We start from the raw sequence: 17,222 nt of genomic DNA on the forward strand, positions 1-17,222 counted from the left end.
GGGGTCCTCACCCGCGGCCGCGGCGCCGGGCCAGCCCGGCCAGGCGTTCGCGCCAGCGGGCGAGCCGCCCGGCCCGCCGCTCCGGCGGCGGGTCCCCGGCCCGTCCGGTGTCCCCCCGGGTCCCGGCGTCCCCGGCCGCGGCGGTGCGCTCGACCCGCGGGACCGGGCGCGGGGGCGGCGGCACGGACCGGTACAGGGACAGGTCGGTGAGCGTGTCCTGCCCGGCGTGGATGCGGTAGCGGCCGTGCAGTTCGGCCACCACGTCCCCCAGGTCCTCGTCCTCTTCGCGCACCCGCAGCGCCCGGGCCAGGGCGCGGGTGCGCCACAGCCGCACCCCGGCGTCCCGGGTCGGCGAGGCCGCCGGGTACAGCTCGGTGAGCCCGGCGCGGGAGCGCTCGGCCCCGGCGAGCAGGCGCGAGAGCGCCACCTGGCCCAGCCCCCAGGCCACCGGGACCTGGAGCAGGAACGGCGAGGGGAAGCCGGTGCGCGGTGTCCGGGACGCGAACGAGACGCGGGGGTCGCGCAGGTAGTTGGCCTGGATCAGGCGCAGGTCCAGGTGCGGTCCGACCGGGGCACCGGGGGCGGTGCCCGCCCCCTCCCAGTCGGCGACCAGGGTCAGGGCCAGGTCGGTCTCGGCGCTGTCGAGCAGCCGGTCCGCGCAGCCGCGGACCAGGTCGTAGGGCGCCCCGGACACGTCGACCACGGCGTGCACCAGCGGGACGCGCCGCCGGTGCGCGGGGACGCGCTCGCGGTAGGCGTGCGGGTGGGGCATCAGCTCGGCCAGCACCTCGGTGCGGAACCGCTGTGAGGGCAGCCGGGTGCGGGCGGTGCCGGCCGGGCCCACGTGCCAGGCGGTGGCGGCGGGTTCGGGGATCATGACCGCCCCCGCCTGCCAGAGCCGGTAGCCGAACTCGGTGTCCTGGCCCAGGTCGAGGTCGGGGTCCACCCCTCCGGCCGCCTCGTAGAGGCTGCGCCGCACGGCCGCGGCCGCCCCCAGGTAGGCGTGGAATCCCAGGTGGTCGGCGTCGCGCAGGTCGTCGCTGTCGGCCAGGACGCGGTCGATCCACTCGTGGCCGCGCCCGGGGGCCATCTCGTCGTGCAGGGTGCCGGCCCGCACCTGGGCCAGCAGTTCCGCGGGGCTGTCGGGGGCGGAGTCCGCGAAGGCCACCCGTCCCAGGGTGACGGCCTCGGCGTGCACGTGGTGCCAGCGGGCCTGGGCCTCGATGAACTCCCGGCCCACCACCGTGTCGGCGTCCAGCCACACGAGGATGTCGCCGGTCCCGGCGTGAGCGCCGTAGGCGCGGGCGTACCCGGCCCCCCAGGTGCCGTCGGGCACGGTGAGGACGCGGCACCGGCGGGGGCGCAGCTCCGGCAGGCGCAGGGGCGGGCGGGAGTGGTCGTCGACGACCAGGACCTCCACCAGGTGCTCGGGGTAGGTCTGTCCGGCCAGGGCGGCCAGGACCAGGTCGAGCCGGTCCTGTCCGCCGCGCGCCGGGATGACGACGCTGACGCTCAGGTCGGGGGTCCACCCGCCGATGTCGGGGGGCGTCAGCGCACTCCAGTCGTTGCGGAAGACCCGGGTGAGGACGCGCTCGACCCGGCCGCGGTGCGATACCCCGTCGACATGAGACCCTACGTGTTTATTCAGTGACACAGAGTCACTATAGCCCTGTTTCGCGTCACCGTGGGGAGCCTTGCCCCGGTGTCCCCCGTCCGTTCCGACCTCCCCGTATCGACACGGAACCGCCCTCGGACGCACGAGACGCCCCGCGGTCCGGAGACCGCGGGGCGTCCGCGCCCGCCGCCGGCACCCGGCAGGGGCGCCGGCGGCCCCGGGCGGAGGGCGCTCCAGGGGGCGGAAGGGCGCGCCCGGTCAGCCGACCCGGACGGCGGCCGTGAACACACCGTCCCAGTACGCCGCCAGCGACACCTCTTCCAGCGGCTTGGACGGGTTGGAGCCGTGGATCATCATGCCGTTGCCGGAGTAGATCCCCACGTGGCTGGGCGCCGACTCGCTGTAGAAGAACAGCAGGTCGCCGGGCTGCACCTGGTCGCGGGAGATCCGCGTCCCGGCGTTCACCTGGTCGTAGGTGGTGCGCGGCAGGTTCACCCCGGCCTGGGCCCAGGCGGCCTGCACCAGGCCCGAGCAGTCGTACCCGTCCGGGCCGGTGCCGCCCCACACGTAGGGCTTGCCGATCTGGGCGCGGGCGAAGTCCAGGACCGCCTGCACGTCGCCCGAGGCAGCGACCTCGGTCCCGCCGCCGCCCGAGCCGGCGACCTCCACCGACGTGGGGTCCACCCCGCCCAGGCTCTCCAGCACCTCGGCCTGCTCCTCCAGGGCCGCCTCGCCGTCCTCCTGGGCGGTCTCGGCCTCCTCGAGCGCCTCGGCCGCCCGCTCCTCGGTCTCGGCGGCCTCGGCGTGCAGCCTCTCGCTGTGCTCGACCTCCTCGATGTACCCGGCCAGCACGTCCTGCTGGCCCTCGGAGAGGTAGTCGAGGTCGGCGACGTTCTGCAGCGCGGCGTCGGGGACGCCCCCGAACAGGACGGTGAACATGCTGTAGGGCGAGCCGGTGTAGGCGACCTGCGCGATCCCGGCGACCTTGCCGGACATCTCCTCCAGCTCGTCCTCGGCCGCGGTCAGGCGCTCCTGGATCTCCTCCAGCTCGGCCTGGGCCGCCTCGTGGTCCTCCTCGGCCTGGTTGAAGGCCTCGTTGAGCCCCGACAGCTCCTCCTGGAGCTGCTCGTACCGTTCCTGGGCCTCCTCGGCGGTCGGCTCGGCGGCGGCGACGCCGGACGAGAGCACGACCGCGCCCAGCGCGGCGAAGCCGACCGTCGCGAAGCGGCGGCGGGCACCACCGGTGACAGGGTTGCGAGTCAAGGGACCGACTGCCTTCCTCCCACACCCGCCTACCGGCGCAGGGCATCCCGAGGGCGCGCCGGAGGGGCGCGCAGGGGATGCGGGAGCGAGGGGGTCCCGGCGTCGGGGGCGCGAGGGATCGCGCGGGTGCCGGGCGTTCTGCGGCGGCCTCCGCTCGTGGGAAAAGGACTCGGAGCGAGCGGAGCGCGGCGGCACCGGGTGCCGTCGCCCTGGTGGCGACTCACGGGGGCGACCCGGTCTGAGGGAACAGTAATCCACCCCCTGGACCGGACGCGACCCTTTCGTTACTTTTCCTTGGGCAACCTTCCGACCTGCGGGGTTGCTTCACGAATGCGGCAAAGCCCGCCGGTGCGCGGGAACGGCACCGTTTTCTGCCCCGGAGAAGAGCACCAAAACGGGGTCAAGTCAGCAGAAAATGTGACGTGCATCATGCGAACCGCGGGCGGGGGAGGCGGACCTCCCCCGCCCCGTGCGTCACAGGTGGCGCGACCACCACTCCAGGATCGCCTCGAACCGCGCGACCCGGTGGCTGGGCAGCCCCGATCGCGACAGCTCGTGGCCCTCACCGGGGAACAGCAGCATCTCCGTCTCGGCCCCGCGCGCCTTCAGCGCCGCGAACAGGCGCTGGGCCTGCTCCACCGGGCACCGCCAGTCCTCCTCCGAGTGGATGATCAGCACCGGGATACCGATCCGGTCCGCGTACGTGAGCGGGCTCTGCTCCGCCCACTTCTCCGCCGGCCCGTACAGCGGCTCGGGGAACAGCGACCCGATGTCGGAGGAGCCGCTGAAGCTGTCGATCGCGTTGACCGCCCGCTCGCTGATCGCCGCCCGGAACCGGTCGCTGTGGTGGCCCGCGATCCACGTGGTCATGAACCCGCCGTGCGAACCGCCCAGCACCCCCACCCGGGAGGCGTCCAGCCGCTCGTCCTTCAGGGCCTCGTCCAGGAAGGCCAGCAGGTCGGTGGCGCTCACCTCGCCCACCGCCCCGATGATCGCCCGGCCGTGCTCCTGCCCGTACCCGGAGGACCCGCGCGGGTTGCACATCACCACCGCGTACCCGGCGGCCGCGTACACCTGCGTCTCGTCGAAGACCTGGTGGCCGTAGGGCGCGAAGGGCCCGCCGTGGATCATCAGCAGCACCGGGTGCGGGCCCTCGCCCTCGGGGACCGCCACCCACCCGTGCACCGGGTACCCGTCGGCGGTGTGCGCCACCAGCTCCGTCATCGGCAGCGGCTCGACCCCGGCTGCCAGCGACGTCAGCGCGCGGGCGCCCGCCGCCTCCACCGCCACCAGCTCACCGCTGCTGCGCCCGTCGGCCACCGCGGCCACGGTCACCCCGGCCGCCGCGTCGAACGCCTGCACCTGCACCTTGTCGGCGAGCACCACCGCGGGCTCCCCGCCCCCGAACGGCACCAGCAGCAGGTCGACCGCCCCGCGCCGCTCGGCCGTGGCCAGCACGCCCTCCTGTGTCACCGCCAGGGAGCCGACGAAGCGCGGGTCCTCCTCGGGGGTGAGCCGGGTCGGGGCGGCCGAGCCGTCCGCGGGCACCGACCACACCGCCGTGGTCCGGCCGACGAAGTCGCGCAGGTCCTCGCCCAGCCGGTCGGCGAGGAAGAACACCGTCGCCCCGTCCGCGGAGTACACCGGCGCCCCGGCGCTCAGGGTGCCGTCGGTGACCCGCCGCGGCTCGGCCCCGGCCTGCGGCGCCACCGCCCACAGGTCCTCCACCAGGTCGGTGTCGTGGGTCTCGTGGCGGGCCGCGGAGAACACCAGCTCGCCGCCGTCGGGGCTCCAGGCCACCCCGGAGTGGTCGAAGTCGCCCTTGGTGACCTGCACCGGCTCCCCCGCCTCCGCGGCCGGGTCGATCGGCGCCGACACGAACACGTGCGAGTGCCGGTCGGTGAGGTAGCCCAGGCCGTCCAGCTTGTGCTTGAGGCGGGTGATCCGGCGCGGCGGCTCCTTGCCCGGCTCGCCGTCCACGTACCGCTTCTCCTCGGGGATCCGCGCCGTGTACGCCACCCGGGTCGAGTCCGGGCTCCACACCGGGGTCCCGGCGCCCAGCGGGTGCGCGGTGATCTTCCACGCCTCGCCGCCGTCGGCGGGCAGGACGTGGATCTGCGGCCGCTTGTCCCCGTCCGGGCGCAGGAACGCGATCCAGCGGCCGTCGGGGGAGAACACCGGCGACCGGTCCCGGTCGCCGCGGGTCAGCCTGGCCGGCGCGGCCGAGCCGTCGGTGGGGACCGACCACAGCGACCCGAGGTAGGCGTCCTCCTCCAGGTCGGGGCGGACCACGGAGAACACCGCGCGCGAGCCGTCGGGGGACAGGGTCGGCGCGCCGACGGTGTGCAGGTGAACGATGTCGGTGGGTTTCATGCAGATGTCGGCGTCCCGGCGCGGGGCCCGGGGGCGCCCCTCCTCGCTCGTCGGGCGGCGGGCCCGTGTGTCCGGGACCGCCGCGGTCCGGGCGCGACCGTGGGGGTGCGGTCGGCCGTGTCCGTCAGGGGCGGATCCCGCCCCTGACGGACCCTATCCGCGCACTCCAGGGAATATCCAGGGCATTTACGGCATCGGTCGGCGGAGCGAGCCATCGGTCTCCAGGTCGGTACAGATCCATACCCCGTCCCGGCGCCGGGCCCGGAACGCGAACACCCGCGCCCGCAGGTCGCAGGCGATCACCGCGCTGGCCTCCAGGCCCTCGCCCACCCGCTGGTGGAACACCCGCTCCAGGCGGGGCGCCGACCGGCAGGGCAGCGCGCCCCGCAGCCGCCGCAGCTCCTCGCGCACCGCCACCCCCACCCGGTCCCGCATCGCCTCGGGGGTGCGCCGCCCCGCCAGGACCTCCGCCATCTGCTGGGCCAGCAGGTGGACCTCCCCCGGGGTGCGGTGCCCCTCCAGAGGTGCGTGGCAGCGGCCCCGCGGCGTCCGCCGCGGCGGGGTCCGCGCCGGGGTGGCCGCCGGACGGTACGGGTTCGCCGGGGGCGGCGCGGCGGTGCGCCGGACGTGCGGGTCCTGCGCGCCGGAGCAGATCGGGCGGGGGCAGGCCCCGCGGGGCCCGTGGTGACGGTCGGGCGAGTGGGACATGAACGTTTCCCTTCCCAGGGGACGACATCCGGTCACACCCCCTCACAGAGCCCCCTCGTACGGCCCCGATCCACCTGGCATACCAGGTTTCGGTTCGGCCACCGCCCGACCCGCCCCCCGCCACGGCCTCCCCCGCAGGCGGCATACTGCCTGAGTGACTCACGCGTACCTTTCCTCCCCCGTGCCGCTGGCCCTCGCCCACCGGGGCGGGTGGATCACCGACGACCAGGGCGTGCGCCGCACCGAGCTGGAGAACACGGCCGTCGCCTTCCAGCACGCCGTGGACCTGGGCTACACGTACCTGGAGACGGACGTGCACGCCACCGCCGACGGCGTCCTCATGGCGTTCCACGACGACACCCTGGACCGCGCCACCGACACGGCCGGCGCCATCGCCGACCTCCCCTACCGCGAGGTCGCCCGCGCCCGGGTCGGCGGGCGCGAGCCCGTCCCCCTGCTGGAGGACCTGCTCGGGAGCTGGCCGCACGCGAGGTTCAACATCGACCTCAAGGCCGACAGCGCCGTCGCGCCCCTGATCGACGTGCTGCGCCGCACCGGCGCCTGGGACCGGGTGTGCGTGGGCTCCTTCGACCAGCGGCGCCTGGACCGCGCGCGGGCCCTCTTCCCCCGTCCGGTCGCCACCTCCTGCGGCCCGGTGGACGTGGCCCGGCTGCGCGTGGCCTCCCTGTCCCCGCTGCTGCGGCCGCTGGCCCCCCGCGCCCCGCTGTGCGCGCAGATCCCGATGTGGCAGGGGTCGTTCCCGGTGCTGAGCCGCGACCTCATCCACACGGCCCACCGGCTCGGGATCCAGGTCCACGTGTGGACCGTCAACGAACCCGAGGTGATGGAACACCTGCTCGACGCGGGCGTCGACGGGATCGTCACCGACAACACCACCGCGCTGCGGGACGTGCTGGTCCGCCGCGGCCGCTGGACCGGCGGCCCCGTCAGAGCGCACAACGGATAGGAAACCCCCACCATGACCGACCCCGCCCCGGAGGCCACCGCGCACTCCGAACCCTCCCCCGACCCGGCGCAGCGCCGCCGCGAACAGCGCGGCTGGTACCTGTACGACTGGGCGAACTCGGTGTTCATCACCTCGGTGGTGACCGTGCTCATCGGCCCCTACCTGAGCGGCCTGGCCTGCTCGTCGGTGGGCGCCGACACCTCGCAGGCGTGCCTGGACCCGGACCTGTCGCTGGGGCTGTTCGGCCTGCACCCCAACGCGCTGTACCCGGCGCTGACCACCGCCGCCATCCTCGTCCAGATCGTGCTCCTGCCGGTGTTCGGGGCGATGGTCGACCATTCGCAGAACAAGAAGCGGTGGCTGTTCTGGACCGCGTTCGGCGGCTCGGCGGCCACCGTCGGCCTGTACTTCGCCTCCGACGGCTACCTGGCGGCCTCGGTGCTGTTCCTGCTGGCCAACCTGCTGTACGGCTTCTCGATCGTGGTGTACAACGCGTTCCTGCCCGAGGTCTCCACCCCCGACGAGCGCGACCGGGTGTCGGTGTCCGGGTGGGGCATCGGCTACCTGGGCGGGGCGCTGCTGCTGGTCGTGCACCTGGTGCTGGTGCTCAACACCGACGCGCTGGGCATCGGCGCCGCGGACGCCGCCCGGATCGCGTTCGCGTCCTGCGGCGTCTGGTGGCTGGGCTTCACCGTCCTGGCGCTGCGCCCCCTGCGCAACCGCTACGGGGCGCTGGCCACCGGCGGGCCGCCCAGGATCGGGCAGTCGGTCAGGCAGTTCGGGCGCACGCTCAAGGACATGCGCAAGTACCCGAACACCATCCTGTTCCTGCTCGCGTTCATCTTCTTCAACGACGGCGTGCAGGCGGCCATCCGCTACGCCGCCCCCTTCGCCACCCAGGACCTGGGCCTGGAGCAGGGCACGCTGATCCTGACGATCCTCATCATCCAGTTCGTGGCCTTCGCCGGCGCCTTCGCCACCGGGTGGCTGTCCCGGTACCTGGGGTCCAAGCGCACGGTCCTGGTGACGCTGGTGGTCTGGGGCGGCCTGGTGTCGGCCGCCTACTTCCTGCCCGCGGGCGACGTACCGCTGTTCATCGCCCTGGGCGTGGGCATCGGCCTGGTGCTGGGCGGCACCCAGTCGCTGGCGCGGTCGCTGTTCTCCCAGCTCATCCCCAAGGGCCGGGAGGCCGAGTACTTCAGCCTCTACCAGATCTCCGACAAGGGCTCCACGTTCCTGGGGTCGCTGGCGGTGACGGTCGCGGTGTCGATCACCGGCGGCTACCGGGTGGCGGTGGTGTCGCTGATCGCGTTCTTCATCATCGGCGGCGTCCTGCTGTGGCGCACCCGCATGCGCGAGGGCATCCTCGCCGTCGGCAACGAGGTCCCCGAACGCCTCTGACCTCCCCGCGCACCCGAGGGCCCCGGCGTCCGCCGGGGCCCTCGTGCGTCCCCCCGCCCGGGGTGTCGGCGGGGACCGGGATACTGGGGCCCGACGGGAACGGGGGGACGGATGCGGGTGCTGCACGGGGTGTGGGACAGGGACGCGCTGGTGGTGTGGGGTGAGGGCGAGGCCCCCGGCACCGGGCGGGCCGGGGACCGGCCGCACCCGTTCGCGCTCGGGCACCGGGCGCTGGAGGCCCTGGCCGCCGGGGCGGAGGACCCGTCGCCCGACGCTCCCGGGGGAGGCGGCGGAGGGCGGGCGGTGCCGGAGCGGACCGTGCTGGAGCTGCGGCTGCCCGGGACGACCGCCGCCCCCGACCACTCCGCCCGGGCCTCGGGGGAGCCCGCCGCGTTCCACACCTGGACCGTGCCCGGCCTGCGGCTGCCGCCCGCGGCCGCCGACCGGCTGCTCGGCTCCCCGCCCGACGGGGCGGGCCCGTCCCTGCGCCACCTGGCCGCGGTGGACGCCTTCGCCCGCGCGCTGGTGGACGCCGGGTGCGTGCTGCCGGACCTGGTGGGCGCACCGCCCCGGGCGCGGTGGCGGCCCGCCCCCGCCTCCTGGGCCGAGGAGCACCTGGCCGCGCTCACCGCCTCCCTGCCCGCCTCCGCGCGGGCCCACCTGCCCGGCGCCTCCGCCGACGCCGTCGCCCGCGCCTGCGTGCTGGCACCCGTGGAACTGCTCACCGACGCCGTGGCCCGCCGCACCGCCCGCCCGTCGCCCTCCACCGCCCTCAACGGACGCCTCCGGCGGCAGAGCACCAGCCCACCGGGCACCCCGGAGGCGCTGCTGGCCGCCGCGCTGACCGGGGACGACCCCGTGCTGGACGCCGAGGCCGCCGCCCGGCTGCGGCCGGCCCTGAGGGAGTGGCGCTCCCGGGTGCGCGGCGCGGGCCGCGCCGGGCTGCTGTTCCTGCTGCGCGAACCCGAACGCGGCACCCCCTGGACCGTCGAGTTCTGGGTCCGCTCGGTCGCCGACCCCGGCCTGCGCCTGCCCCTGGAGCAGGTGTGGTCCGGCGAGGGTGCCGCCTGGCTGCCCCCCGACGTCTCCGTCACCGCCCTGGCCGACCTGCGCCGCGCCGCGCGCCACCACCCGCTGGTCGGCCGGGCACTGGGCGACCTGGCCCCCTCCCGGCTGCTGCTCGGTGTGGAGGACGCCCAGCGGTTCGTCGCCGAGGCAGCGCCCGCGCTGGCCGCCGCCGGTTTCGGGGTGGTCCTGCCCGAGCTGCGCAAGGGCCCCCGGGTGGGCCTGCGCATGACCGCCGAGCCCGTCAAGGGCCGCAAGGGCGTCGGCGGCATCGGCCCCTCCGACATCGTCGCCGTGTCCTTCGAGGCGGTGCTGCGCGGCGACCCCGACGGCGAGACCGCTCCCCTCACCGAGGAGGAGCTGGCCGAACTCGCCGAGCTGGCCCGCCTCAAGCGCTCCCTGGTGCGGGTGCGCGGCCGCTGGACCCAGCTGGACCCCGAGCGCCTGGAGGCCGCGCTGGAGTGGATCTCCACGCGCGGGCGCCGGATGCGCCCCGACGAGGCGGTGCGCACCGCGGTCGGCGCCGGCCAGGCCCCGCCGCTGCCGGTCGAGGAGGTCGTCGCCCCCGGCCCGCTGGGCGCCCTGTTCGACGGCTCGGCCGCCGCCGACCTGCGCCCCCTGGGCACCCCCGACGGGTTCAAGGCCCACCTGCGCCCCTACCAGGAGCGGGGCGCCTCCTGGCTGCGGTTCCTGGGCGAGCTGGGCCTGGGCGCGGTCCTGGCCGACGACATGGGCCTGGGCAAGACCGTCCAGCTGCTGGCCCTGCTCGCCGACGCCCGTCCGCTGGACACCGGCCCCACCCTGCTGGTCTGCCCGGTGTCCCTGGTCGGCAACTGGCGGCGCGAGGCCGAGCGCTTCGCCCCCGACCTGCGCGTCCACGTCCAGCACGGCCCCGACCGCCCGCACGGCAACGACCTGGCCCGCCTGGTCGGCCGCTGCGACCTGGTGATCACCACCTACGGGGTGGTCTCCCGCGACACCGGCGAACTGGCGGGCCTGCCCTGGCAGCGCGTGGTCTGCGACGAGGCCCAGGCCCTGAAGAACCACGACACCCTCCAGGCCAGGGCGGTGCGCTCCCTGCCCGGGCGCACCCGCATCGCGCTCACCGGCACCCCGGTCGAGAACGACCTGGAGGAGCTGTGGTCGATCATGGACTTCGCCAACCCGGGCCTGCTCGGCTCCGCGGCCGCCTTCCGCGAGGCCGTGGCCGGGGAGGACGGCCCCGACACCGCCCGGGTGCGGCGGATGACCGGCCCGTTCGTGCTGCGCCGCCTCAAGACCGACCGGTCGATCATCGCCGACCTGCCGGAGAAGGTGGAGATGCGCACCTGGTGCACCCTCACCCCCGAGCAGGCGTCCCTGTACAAGGCGGTCGTGGAGGAGATGACCGAGCGCCTGCGCGAGGCCGACGAGCGCGAACGCAAGGGCCTGGTGCTGGCGACCATGACCCGGCTCAAGCAGATCTGCAACCACCCCGCCCAGTTCCTGGGCGACGGCTCGGCGCTGGCGGGCCGGTCGGGCAAGCTGGACCGGCTGGAGTCGATCCTGGGCGAGGCCGCCGCCGAGGGCGACAAGGCCCTGTGCTTCACCCAGTACGCCCGCTTCGGCGACCGGCTGGCCCCCTACCTGCGTTCGCGGCTGGGGGTGCCGGTGCTGTGGCTGCACGGCGGCACCCCGCGCGCCGAGCGCGAGGAGATGACGCACCGCTTCCAGACCCTGGACGGCCCCGCGGTGTTCCTGCTCTCGCTCAAGGCGGCGGGCACCGGCCTCAACCTCACCGCGGCCAACCACGTGGTGCACGTGGACCGGTGGTGGAACCCGGCGGTGGAGGACCAGGCGACCGACCGGGCGTTCCGGATCGGGCAGCGGCGCGACGTGCAGGTCCGCAAGATGGTGTGCGTGGGCACCATGGAGGAGCGGGTGGACGAGATGATCGAACGCAAGAGCGCCCTGGCGCGGGGCGCGGTGGCCACCGGCGAGGCCTGGCTGGCCGGGCTGTCGGTGGACGACCTGCGCGAGGTCGTGCGCTTGGCCCCGGAGGCGGTGGCGTGAGCTGGTCGGAGCAGGTGGAGCAGTGGCTGGGCCCGTCGGTCCCGGGCCCGGTGGACCGGCTGTCGGTGCGCCCGGGCGAGGTCACCGCGCGGGTCGGCGGGTTCGAGGTGAGCCTGATCCGCGCGGTGCCCGACGACGCCCTGTGGGACCGCGTGTGCGAGGCCCTGGCCTCCCAGGAGGTGTTCCGGGCCCGGGTGCTGGCCGGCGAGCTGCCGGTACCGGTGGGGCGGGTGTGCACGATGTTCGGGGTGGACCTGGTGCCGCGGGGTTGGGACGCCCTGGTGGCCACCTGCTCCTGCGACCGCTGGGACGGGGTGTGCGCGCACCTGCGGGCGGCGGCCGCGGCCCTGGCCGCGCAGGCGGACCGGGACCCGTTCACGCTCACCCGGTGGGCGGGCATGGACAGGGGCGCGCTGCGCACCCGGGTGATGGCGGCCGGGCGCATAAAAGGACCTTCGGTCCCAGAGGAGACAGCTCGGGATAATGCCTCCGAGGCGATAATCGAAGACGTCACCGACCCCTCCGATCACGCACCGGACTCGGCGGCCGCGTTCTGGTCGGCGCCTTCCCCGCCGGGGCCGGTGGATATACCCTCGGGTTCCGGGGACCGCATCAGGGCCGCCGCTCCGGGCGCGCTGGCCGACGAACTGCCGCCATTCCCGCGCCCGGGAACATGAACACGGGCCGATCGAATACGCGATTTGCGATTTCCTCGGGAAAACGCCCGTGGGAAGTGACCGGGGCGGTTACGATTCGGCTCAAGATCACGTCGCACGGCGTGGCGGATTCCCGCACGGGAAAACGGGAACCCGTTCGGCGCGCGCGTCCCGCGCCGCCCGAGCACAGGAGGTCGACGATGCCGGTCCGCAGCCCCGCACCGCCCGTCCTCCGCCCCGTCCGTACGGGCCCTCTCTTCCTCACCGCCGCCCCCGCGCGCGACGACCGCACCCACACGACGAAGGAGGCAGGGGCGCCCTCTGCCCGGCGGTGTCGCCCGCCGGGTGCCGCCCCGGACCGCACATGGCCGACCGCTTCCCCCCCGACATCGACATGGAGACCCCCAGCGTCGCCCGGATGTACGACTACCTGCTCGGCGGCAAGGACAACTTCGAGGTGGACCGCAAGGCCTGTGACGTCCTCCTTGCGCAGCTACCGGAGTTCCTCACGCTCTCCCACCAGAACCGGGCGTTCCTGACCCGGGCGGTGGAGTACGCGGCCTCGCAGGGCATCGACCAGTTCCTGGACCTGGGGGCCGGGCTGCCCACGGCGGACAACACCCACCAGGTCGCCCAGCGGGTCTCACCGGACGCCCGGGTCCTGTACGTGGACAACGACCCGATCGTCATCGCCCACGGCCGGGCGCTGCTGGCGGGCGGCCGGGGCGCCGGGTTCCTGATGGCCGACATCTCCCAGGGGGTGGAGTCCGTCCTGACCGCCCCCCTCACCCGCGACCTGCTGGACACCGACCGGCCGCTGGGCGTCATGCTGGTGTCGATGCTGCACTGCATCCCCGACAGCGCCGACCCCTTCGGCATGGTGTCCCGGCTGATGGAGCGCGTGGCCCCGGGGTCCTTCCTGATCTACTCGCACATCGTGTCCGACGACCCCGAGACCGCCGCGTGGGTCACCGACAAGATGCTGTCCTTCGGCACCCCGTGGGGGCGGGTCCGCTCCCCCAAGGAGGCCGCGGCGGCCTTCGAGGGGCTGGACCGGGTGAGCGCCTGGTCCGACGACCGCGACGAGGAGCCGCGGGCGGTCGACTGCGCCAGCTGGCGCCACCCCGAGATCGCGCCGCGGACCCGGCCGGGCGACCTGACGGTCAAGCTGTGGGAGTACTCGGGGGTGGCGGTCAAGCGGTGAGGCGCCGGGTCCCGCCGGAGCGCTCCGGCGGGACCGGGCCCGTCACCCCTGCGCGGAGAAGTGCCGCAGGAGCAGGGCGTTCACCTCGTCCGGGCGCTGCCAGGACACCAGGTGCGCGGTGGCGGGCAGCGTCGTGTACCCGGCACCGGGGACCAGCCGGGCGATGACGTCCGCGTGCCGGTCGGCCGGGGTGGAGGGGTCCTCCGCCCCGGCCACGACCAGGGTGGGGGCGGTGACGCCGGGCAGGTCCCCGCGCACGTCGTAGCCCGCGACGGCCTCGCAACAGCCCGCGTAGCCCTCCGGGTCGGTGGCGGCGACCAGGTCGCGCAGGAGCGCGACGTCGCCGGGGTGCTCCCGGGCGAAGTCCGGGGTGAACCAGCGGCCCACCACGGTGTCGGCGACGGCGCCGGTGCCCCGGTCGCGCACCAGGGCGGCGCGTTCGTGCCAGGGCCCGGCCGGGCCCGCGTAGGGCGAGGTGGCCAGCAGCGCCAGGCGGTCGAGGCGCTCCGCGTGGTGGACCGCCAGCCACTGGCCCACCATCCCGCCCAGGGACAGGCCGGCGTAGTGGGCGCGCCCGATGCCCAGGCGGTCCAGCAGCGCCACCACGTCCCCGGCCAGGTCGGCCATGGTGAAGGGGCCGGCCGGGACCGGGGAGCGGCCGTGGCCGCGGTGGTCGAAGCGGATCACCCGGAACGCGGCGGACAGCGCCTCGACCTGGGGCTCCCACATCTCGGTGGTGGTGCCCAGCGAGCCGCCCAGCAGCAGCGGGGGCGCGTCGGCGGGTCCGCTCTCGACGTGGTGCAGGTCGACGCTCATGGGTCCGGTGTCCCCTTCCGTGGCGGTGTCCAGGTGCGGGCCCATCATCGCAGCGGCCCCGGGGGGACCGGGGCACCGGCACGGTGTGCGGTATGAGAACATCGCCGGGGGCCCTGTCGCCCGCTCCGGCCCTTTTCCCGTGCCCTCGTCCCCAGGAAGAGCAGATGCCCACCGAAGACGAACCGGAACGCGGCGCACACTTCGTGCAGTCGCTGGAACGCGGCCTGCTGGTGATCCGGGCGTTCTCCGCCGAGCGCCCGTCGATGACCCTGAGCGACGTGGCCCGCGAGACGCACCTGACCCGGGCCGCGGCCCGCCGCTTCCTGCTGACCCTGGCCGACCTGGGGTACGTGCGCACCGACGGGCGGCTGTTCTCGCTGACCCCGCGGGTGCTGGAGCTGGGGTACGCCTACGTGGCCTCGGCGGGGCTGCCCGACGTGGCCCAGCCGCACCTGGAGGACCTCTCGGCGCGGGTGCACGAGTCGGCGTCGGTGTCGGTGCTGGACGGCGACGACGTCCTGTACGTGGCCCGCGTGGCGACCTCGCGCATCATGACCGTGTCGATCCGGGTGGGCACCCGGTTCCCGGCGGTGGCCACGTCGATGGGGCGGGTGCTGCTGGCCGACCGCGACGGGGCCGAGATCGACGCCTTCCTGGAGCGGGTGCGCCTGGAGCCGCTGACCCGGTTCACCGTCACCGACCCGGAGCGGCTGCGCGCCGAGCTGCTGCGGGTGCGCGAGCAGGGGTACGCGATCGTGGACCAGGAGCTGGAGGAGGGGCTGCGGTCGATCGCCGCCCCCGTCCGCGACACCGCGGGCCGGGTCATCGCGGCCGCGAACGTGTCCGCGCAGGCCAACCGGTCCTCGATCGAGGACGTGCGCCGCGACCTGCTGCCCGCCCTGCTGGAGGCGACCGCGCGCATCGAGGCGGACCTGGCGTCGGTCTCCCGCCGCGACGCGGGCCTGTGACCCGTCGGCGGGGTCAGGAGAGCCAGCCCGGGCGGACCACTCCGGTCTCGTAGGCGATCACCACCAGCTGGGCGCGGTCGCGGGCCCCGAGCTTGGTGAGCACCCGGCTGACGTGGGTCTTGGCGGTGGCCGGGGAGACCACCAGGCGGGCGGCCAGCTCCTCGTTGCTGAGCCCGGCCGCGACGGCGGCCAGCACCTCGCGCTCGCGCTCGGTGAGACCGGCCAGGCGGGTGGCGGGCGGCGGCTCCTTGATGCGGTCGGCGAACTCCGCGATGAGCCTGCGGGTGACCGCCGGGGCCAGCAGGGCGTCGCCCCGAGCGGCCACCCGCACGGCGTGCAGCAGCTCGGCGGGCTCGGTGTCCTTGAGCAGGAACCCGCTGGCCCCGGCGCGCAGCGCCGAGTACACGTACTCGTCGAGGTCGAACGTGGTGAGGATGACGACCCGCACCCCCGCCAGGCGCGGGTCGGCGGCGATCCGGCGGGTGGCCTCCAGCCCGTCCGTGCCCGGCATGCGGATGTCCATCAGCACCACGTCGGGGCGGGTGCGCGCGGCGGCCTCCACCGCCTGCGCCCCGTCCCCGGCCTCGGCGACCACCCGCAGGTCGGGCTCGCCCTCGACGATGGAGCGGAAGCCCGCCCGCACCAGGGTCTGGTCGTCGGCGATGAGAACGTCGATGGTGTCGGGGCCGGCGTCGTGCACGCTGCGGTTCCTCTCCGGGGCGGTCAGTCGTCTCGGTCCACCGGCAGGCGGGCCCGTACCCGGAAGCCGCCCCCGGTCCCGGGGCCGGCCTCGAAGGTACCGCCCAGGGCGGTGACGCGCTCGCGCATCCCGGTCAGGCCGTTGCCCTCGACCGGTTCCGCGGTCGCCGACCCGTCGTCGGACACCCGGACCGTGACCGCGCCCGGTTCCGTGGTGAGGGCGACCTCGACGGCGGTGGCGTCGGAGTGGCGGCGCACGTTGGTGAGCGCCTCCTGCACGATCCGGTACAGGGCGGCCCCCACCGGAGCGGGCACCGCGGGCATCTCCGCGGGGCCGCCGGCGGGGGCGCCGTCCACGGTCAGGCGCGCCGGCGGGCCGCCCTCGGCGGCGGCGCGCACCAGGTGGGGCAGCCGGTCGGTACCGGGCACCGGCGCGTTGCCCTCGGCCTCGTCGACCTGGCGCAGCACCCCCAGGGTGGCGCGCAGCTCGCGCAGGGTGTCCTTGGTGATGGCCTTGATGGCCTCCAGCGCCTCCAGGGCCTGCTCGGGGTCGCGTCGGTGCACGGCCGCCGAGGCCTGCACGTTGACCAGGGAGATGTCGTGGGCGATGACGTCGTGGAGCTCGCGGGCGATGCGCAGCCGCTCCTCGGTGGCGCGCCGGCGGGCCTCCTCCTCACGGGTCCGCTCGGCCTCCAGGGCGCGTTCCTGGGCGGCGCGCAGGTGCGCGGCGCGCTGGTGCAGGACCGCGGCCACCGCCGCGATCGCCACCGTCCAGGCCAGCACCAGCAGGGCCCGCCACGGGTTGAACGCGAACGCCTCGGCGACGGCGAACAGCCCCAGCGCCACCGCGACGGTCACCACGGGGGCGGTCCGCAGCCCCACCGCGGCCATGCGCAGCACCGCGACCAGGAGCAGCAGCCACGCCGCCCACGTGTCGGCGGTGCCGGCCACGTAGTAGAGGGGCAGGCACAGGCCCACCGCGACCGCGGTGACCAGCGGGCGGCGGCCGACCAGCGCCAGCGAGGCGGCGCCCAGGGCGAGCACGGCCAGGGACTGCGGCTGCGGCGCCGACCCGCGGTCCAGCGAGAAGAAGGTCTCGGCGCCGAGCAGGGCCAGGGCGGTCACGGCCGCGATGGCGGCGTCCGCGCCGGCGCCGAAGACGTGTTCGCCCGTGTCCCGTTCGCCCGTGTCCCGCCGTGTCATACGTCCTGTCGCCCCCCGCGCGCCGCCAGCAGCGGTCCGCCCACCAGGCCGGCGGCGGCGCCCACCACGATGAGGTACTTGACTCCGGGTGCCCACGAGGGCAGGTCGCCGCCGCCGAACAGGAGCAGCGAGACGGCGACCACCTCCGACAGGACGAATCCGGCGACCGTGCCGACGACCAGCCCGAGCAGGGACGCGCCGAGTGCCTTCCAGCCGTTCAAGGGCCTCTTCC

Annotated in this window: 14 protein-coding genes; 6 read left to right on the forward strand and 8 right to left on the reverse strand. The window is 75.3% G+C overall.

Going from position 1 to position 17,222, the window contains the following annotated elements; genetic code table 11:
• Positions 1-7 precede the first annotated feature (7 nt).
• From K1J57_RS26170 to K1J57_RS26185, 4 genes are all read right to left on the reverse strand, one after another.
• Complete coding sequence (locus K1J57_RS26170) at positions 8-1,654, reverse strand: glycosyltransferase family 2 protein (protein WP_255646613.1); 1,647 nt, start codon at positions 1,652-1,654, stop codon at positions 8-10.
• A 219-nt stretch (positions 1,655-1,873) separates the two neighbouring features.
• Complete coding sequence (locus tag K1J57_RS26175; RefSeq protein WP_220561381.1) at positions 1,874-2,878, reverse strand: C40 family peptidase; 1,005 nt, start codon at positions 2,876-2,878, stop codon at positions 1,874-1,876.
• A 474-nt stretch (positions 2,879-3,352) separates the two neighbouring features.
• Positions 3,353-5,251 (reverse strand): S9 family peptidase, encoded by a 1,899-nt coding sequence (locus tag K1J57_RS26180; RefSeq protein WP_220561382.1) that lies wholly within the window; start codon positions 5,249-5,251, stop codon positions 3,353-3,355.
• A gap of 186 nt (positions 5,252-5,437) precedes the next feature.
• The gene (locus tag K1J57_RS26185) at positions 5,438-5,959 is read right to left on the reverse strand and encodes an Rv3235 family protein (protein WP_220561383.1); all 522 of its coding nucleotides are present in this window, start codon (positions 5,957-5,959) and stop codon (positions 5,438-5,440) included.
• A gap of 154 nt (positions 5,960-6,113) precedes the next feature.
• On the opposite strand from K1J57_RS26185, the gene K1J57_RS26190 reads away from it, so the two are divergent.
• The 5 genes from K1J57_RS26190 to K1J57_RS26210 all read left to right on the forward strand — a co-directional run bounded on the left by K1J57_RS26190 (position 6,114) and on the right by K1J57_RS26210 (position 13,304).
• The gene (locus K1J57_RS26190) at positions 6,114-6,926 is read left to right on the forward strand and encodes a glycerophosphodiester phosphodiesterase (RefSeq protein WP_220561384.1); all 813 of its coding nucleotides are present in this window, start codon (positions 6,114-6,116) and stop codon (positions 6,924-6,926) included.
• Between the two features lie 12 nt (positions 6,927-6,938).
• On the forward strand, positions 6,939-8,327 hold the full coding sequence (locus K1J57_RS26195) for an MFS transporter (RefSeq protein WP_220561385.1): 1,389 nt from the start codon (positions 6,939-6,941) through the stop codon (positions 8,325-8,327).
• 111 nt (positions 8,328-8,438) lie between these two features.
• A complete protein-coding gene (locus K1J57_RS26200) occupies positions 8,439-11,444 on the forward strand; it encodes a DEAD/DEAH box helicase (protein ID WP_220561386.1) in 3,006 nt (1,001 codons plus the stop codon).
• Positions 11,441-12,121 (forward strand): hypothetical protein, encoded by a 681-nt coding sequence (locus K1J57_RS26205; RefSeq protein WP_220561387.1) that lies wholly within the window; start codon positions 11,441-11,443, stop codon positions 12,119-12,121. The genes K1J57_RS26200 and K1J57_RS26205 overlap by 4 nt, the downstream gene beginning before the upstream one ends.
• A gap of 343 nt (positions 12,122-12,464) precedes the next feature.
• Complete coding sequence (locus K1J57_RS26210) at positions 12,465-13,304, forward strand: SAM-dependent methyltransferase (protein ID WP_220561388.1); 840 nt, start codon at positions 12,465-12,467, stop codon at positions 13,302-13,304.
• Positions 13,305-13,346: 42 nt separating this feature from the next.
• Here the strand turns inward: K1J57_RS26210 and pcaD are convergent, their stop codons facing one another.
• Entirely contained in the window at positions 13,347-14,120 is a 774-nt protein-coding gene (gene pcaD / locus K1J57_RS26215) for a 3-oxoadipate enol-lactonase (protein WP_220561389.1), read from the reverse strand.
• Positions 14,121-14,284: 164 nt separating this feature from the next.
• On the opposite strand from pcaD, the gene K1J57_RS26220 reads away from it, so the two are divergent.
• Positions 14,285-15,088 carry an IclR family transcriptional regulator C-terminal domain-containing protein gene (locus K1J57_RS26220; RefSeq protein ID WP_220561390.1) on the forward strand — a complete coding sequence of 268 codons (804 nt, stop codon included), beginning with the start codon at positions 14,285-14,287 and terminating at the stop codon, positions 15,086-15,088.
• A gap of 13 nt (positions 15,089-15,101) precedes the next feature.
• Here K1J57_RS26220 and K1J57_RS26225 read toward each other — a convergent pair whose 3' ends face one another.
• Genes K1J57_RS26225 through K1J57_RS26235 form a run of 3 tightly spaced genes read right to left on the reverse strand, consistent with a single transcriptional unit; the run spans position 15,102 to position 17,211 of the window.
• Positions 15,102-15,788: a response regulator transcription factor gene (locus tag K1J57_RS26225; protein WP_255646615.1), complete on the reverse strand. Its 687-nt coding sequence runs from the start codon at positions 15,786-15,788 to the stop codon at positions 15,102-15,104.
• A gap of 23 nt (positions 15,789-15,811) precedes the next feature.
• The gene (locus K1J57_RS26230; RefSeq protein WP_220561391.1) at positions 15,812-16,990 is read right to left on the reverse strand and encodes a sensor histidine kinase; all 1,179 of its coding nucleotides are present in this window, start codon (positions 16,988-16,990) and stop codon (positions 15,812-15,814) included.
• Positions 16,987-17,211, reverse strand: a complete 225-nt coding sequence (locus tag K1J57_RS26235; RefSeq protein ID WP_220561392.1) for a DUF5957 family protein — start codon at positions 17,209-17,211, stop codon at positions 16,987-16,989. The genes K1J57_RS26230 and K1J57_RS26235 overlap by 4 nt, the downstream gene beginning before the upstream one ends.
• Positions 17,212-17,222 lie beyond the last annotated feature (11 nt).

This window comes from Nocardiopsis sp. MT53 (assembly GCF_019598965.1).
Taxonomy (GTDB): Bacteria; Actinomycetota; Actinomycetes; order Streptosporangiales; family Streptosporangiaceae; genus Nocardiopsis; species Nocardiopsis changdeensis.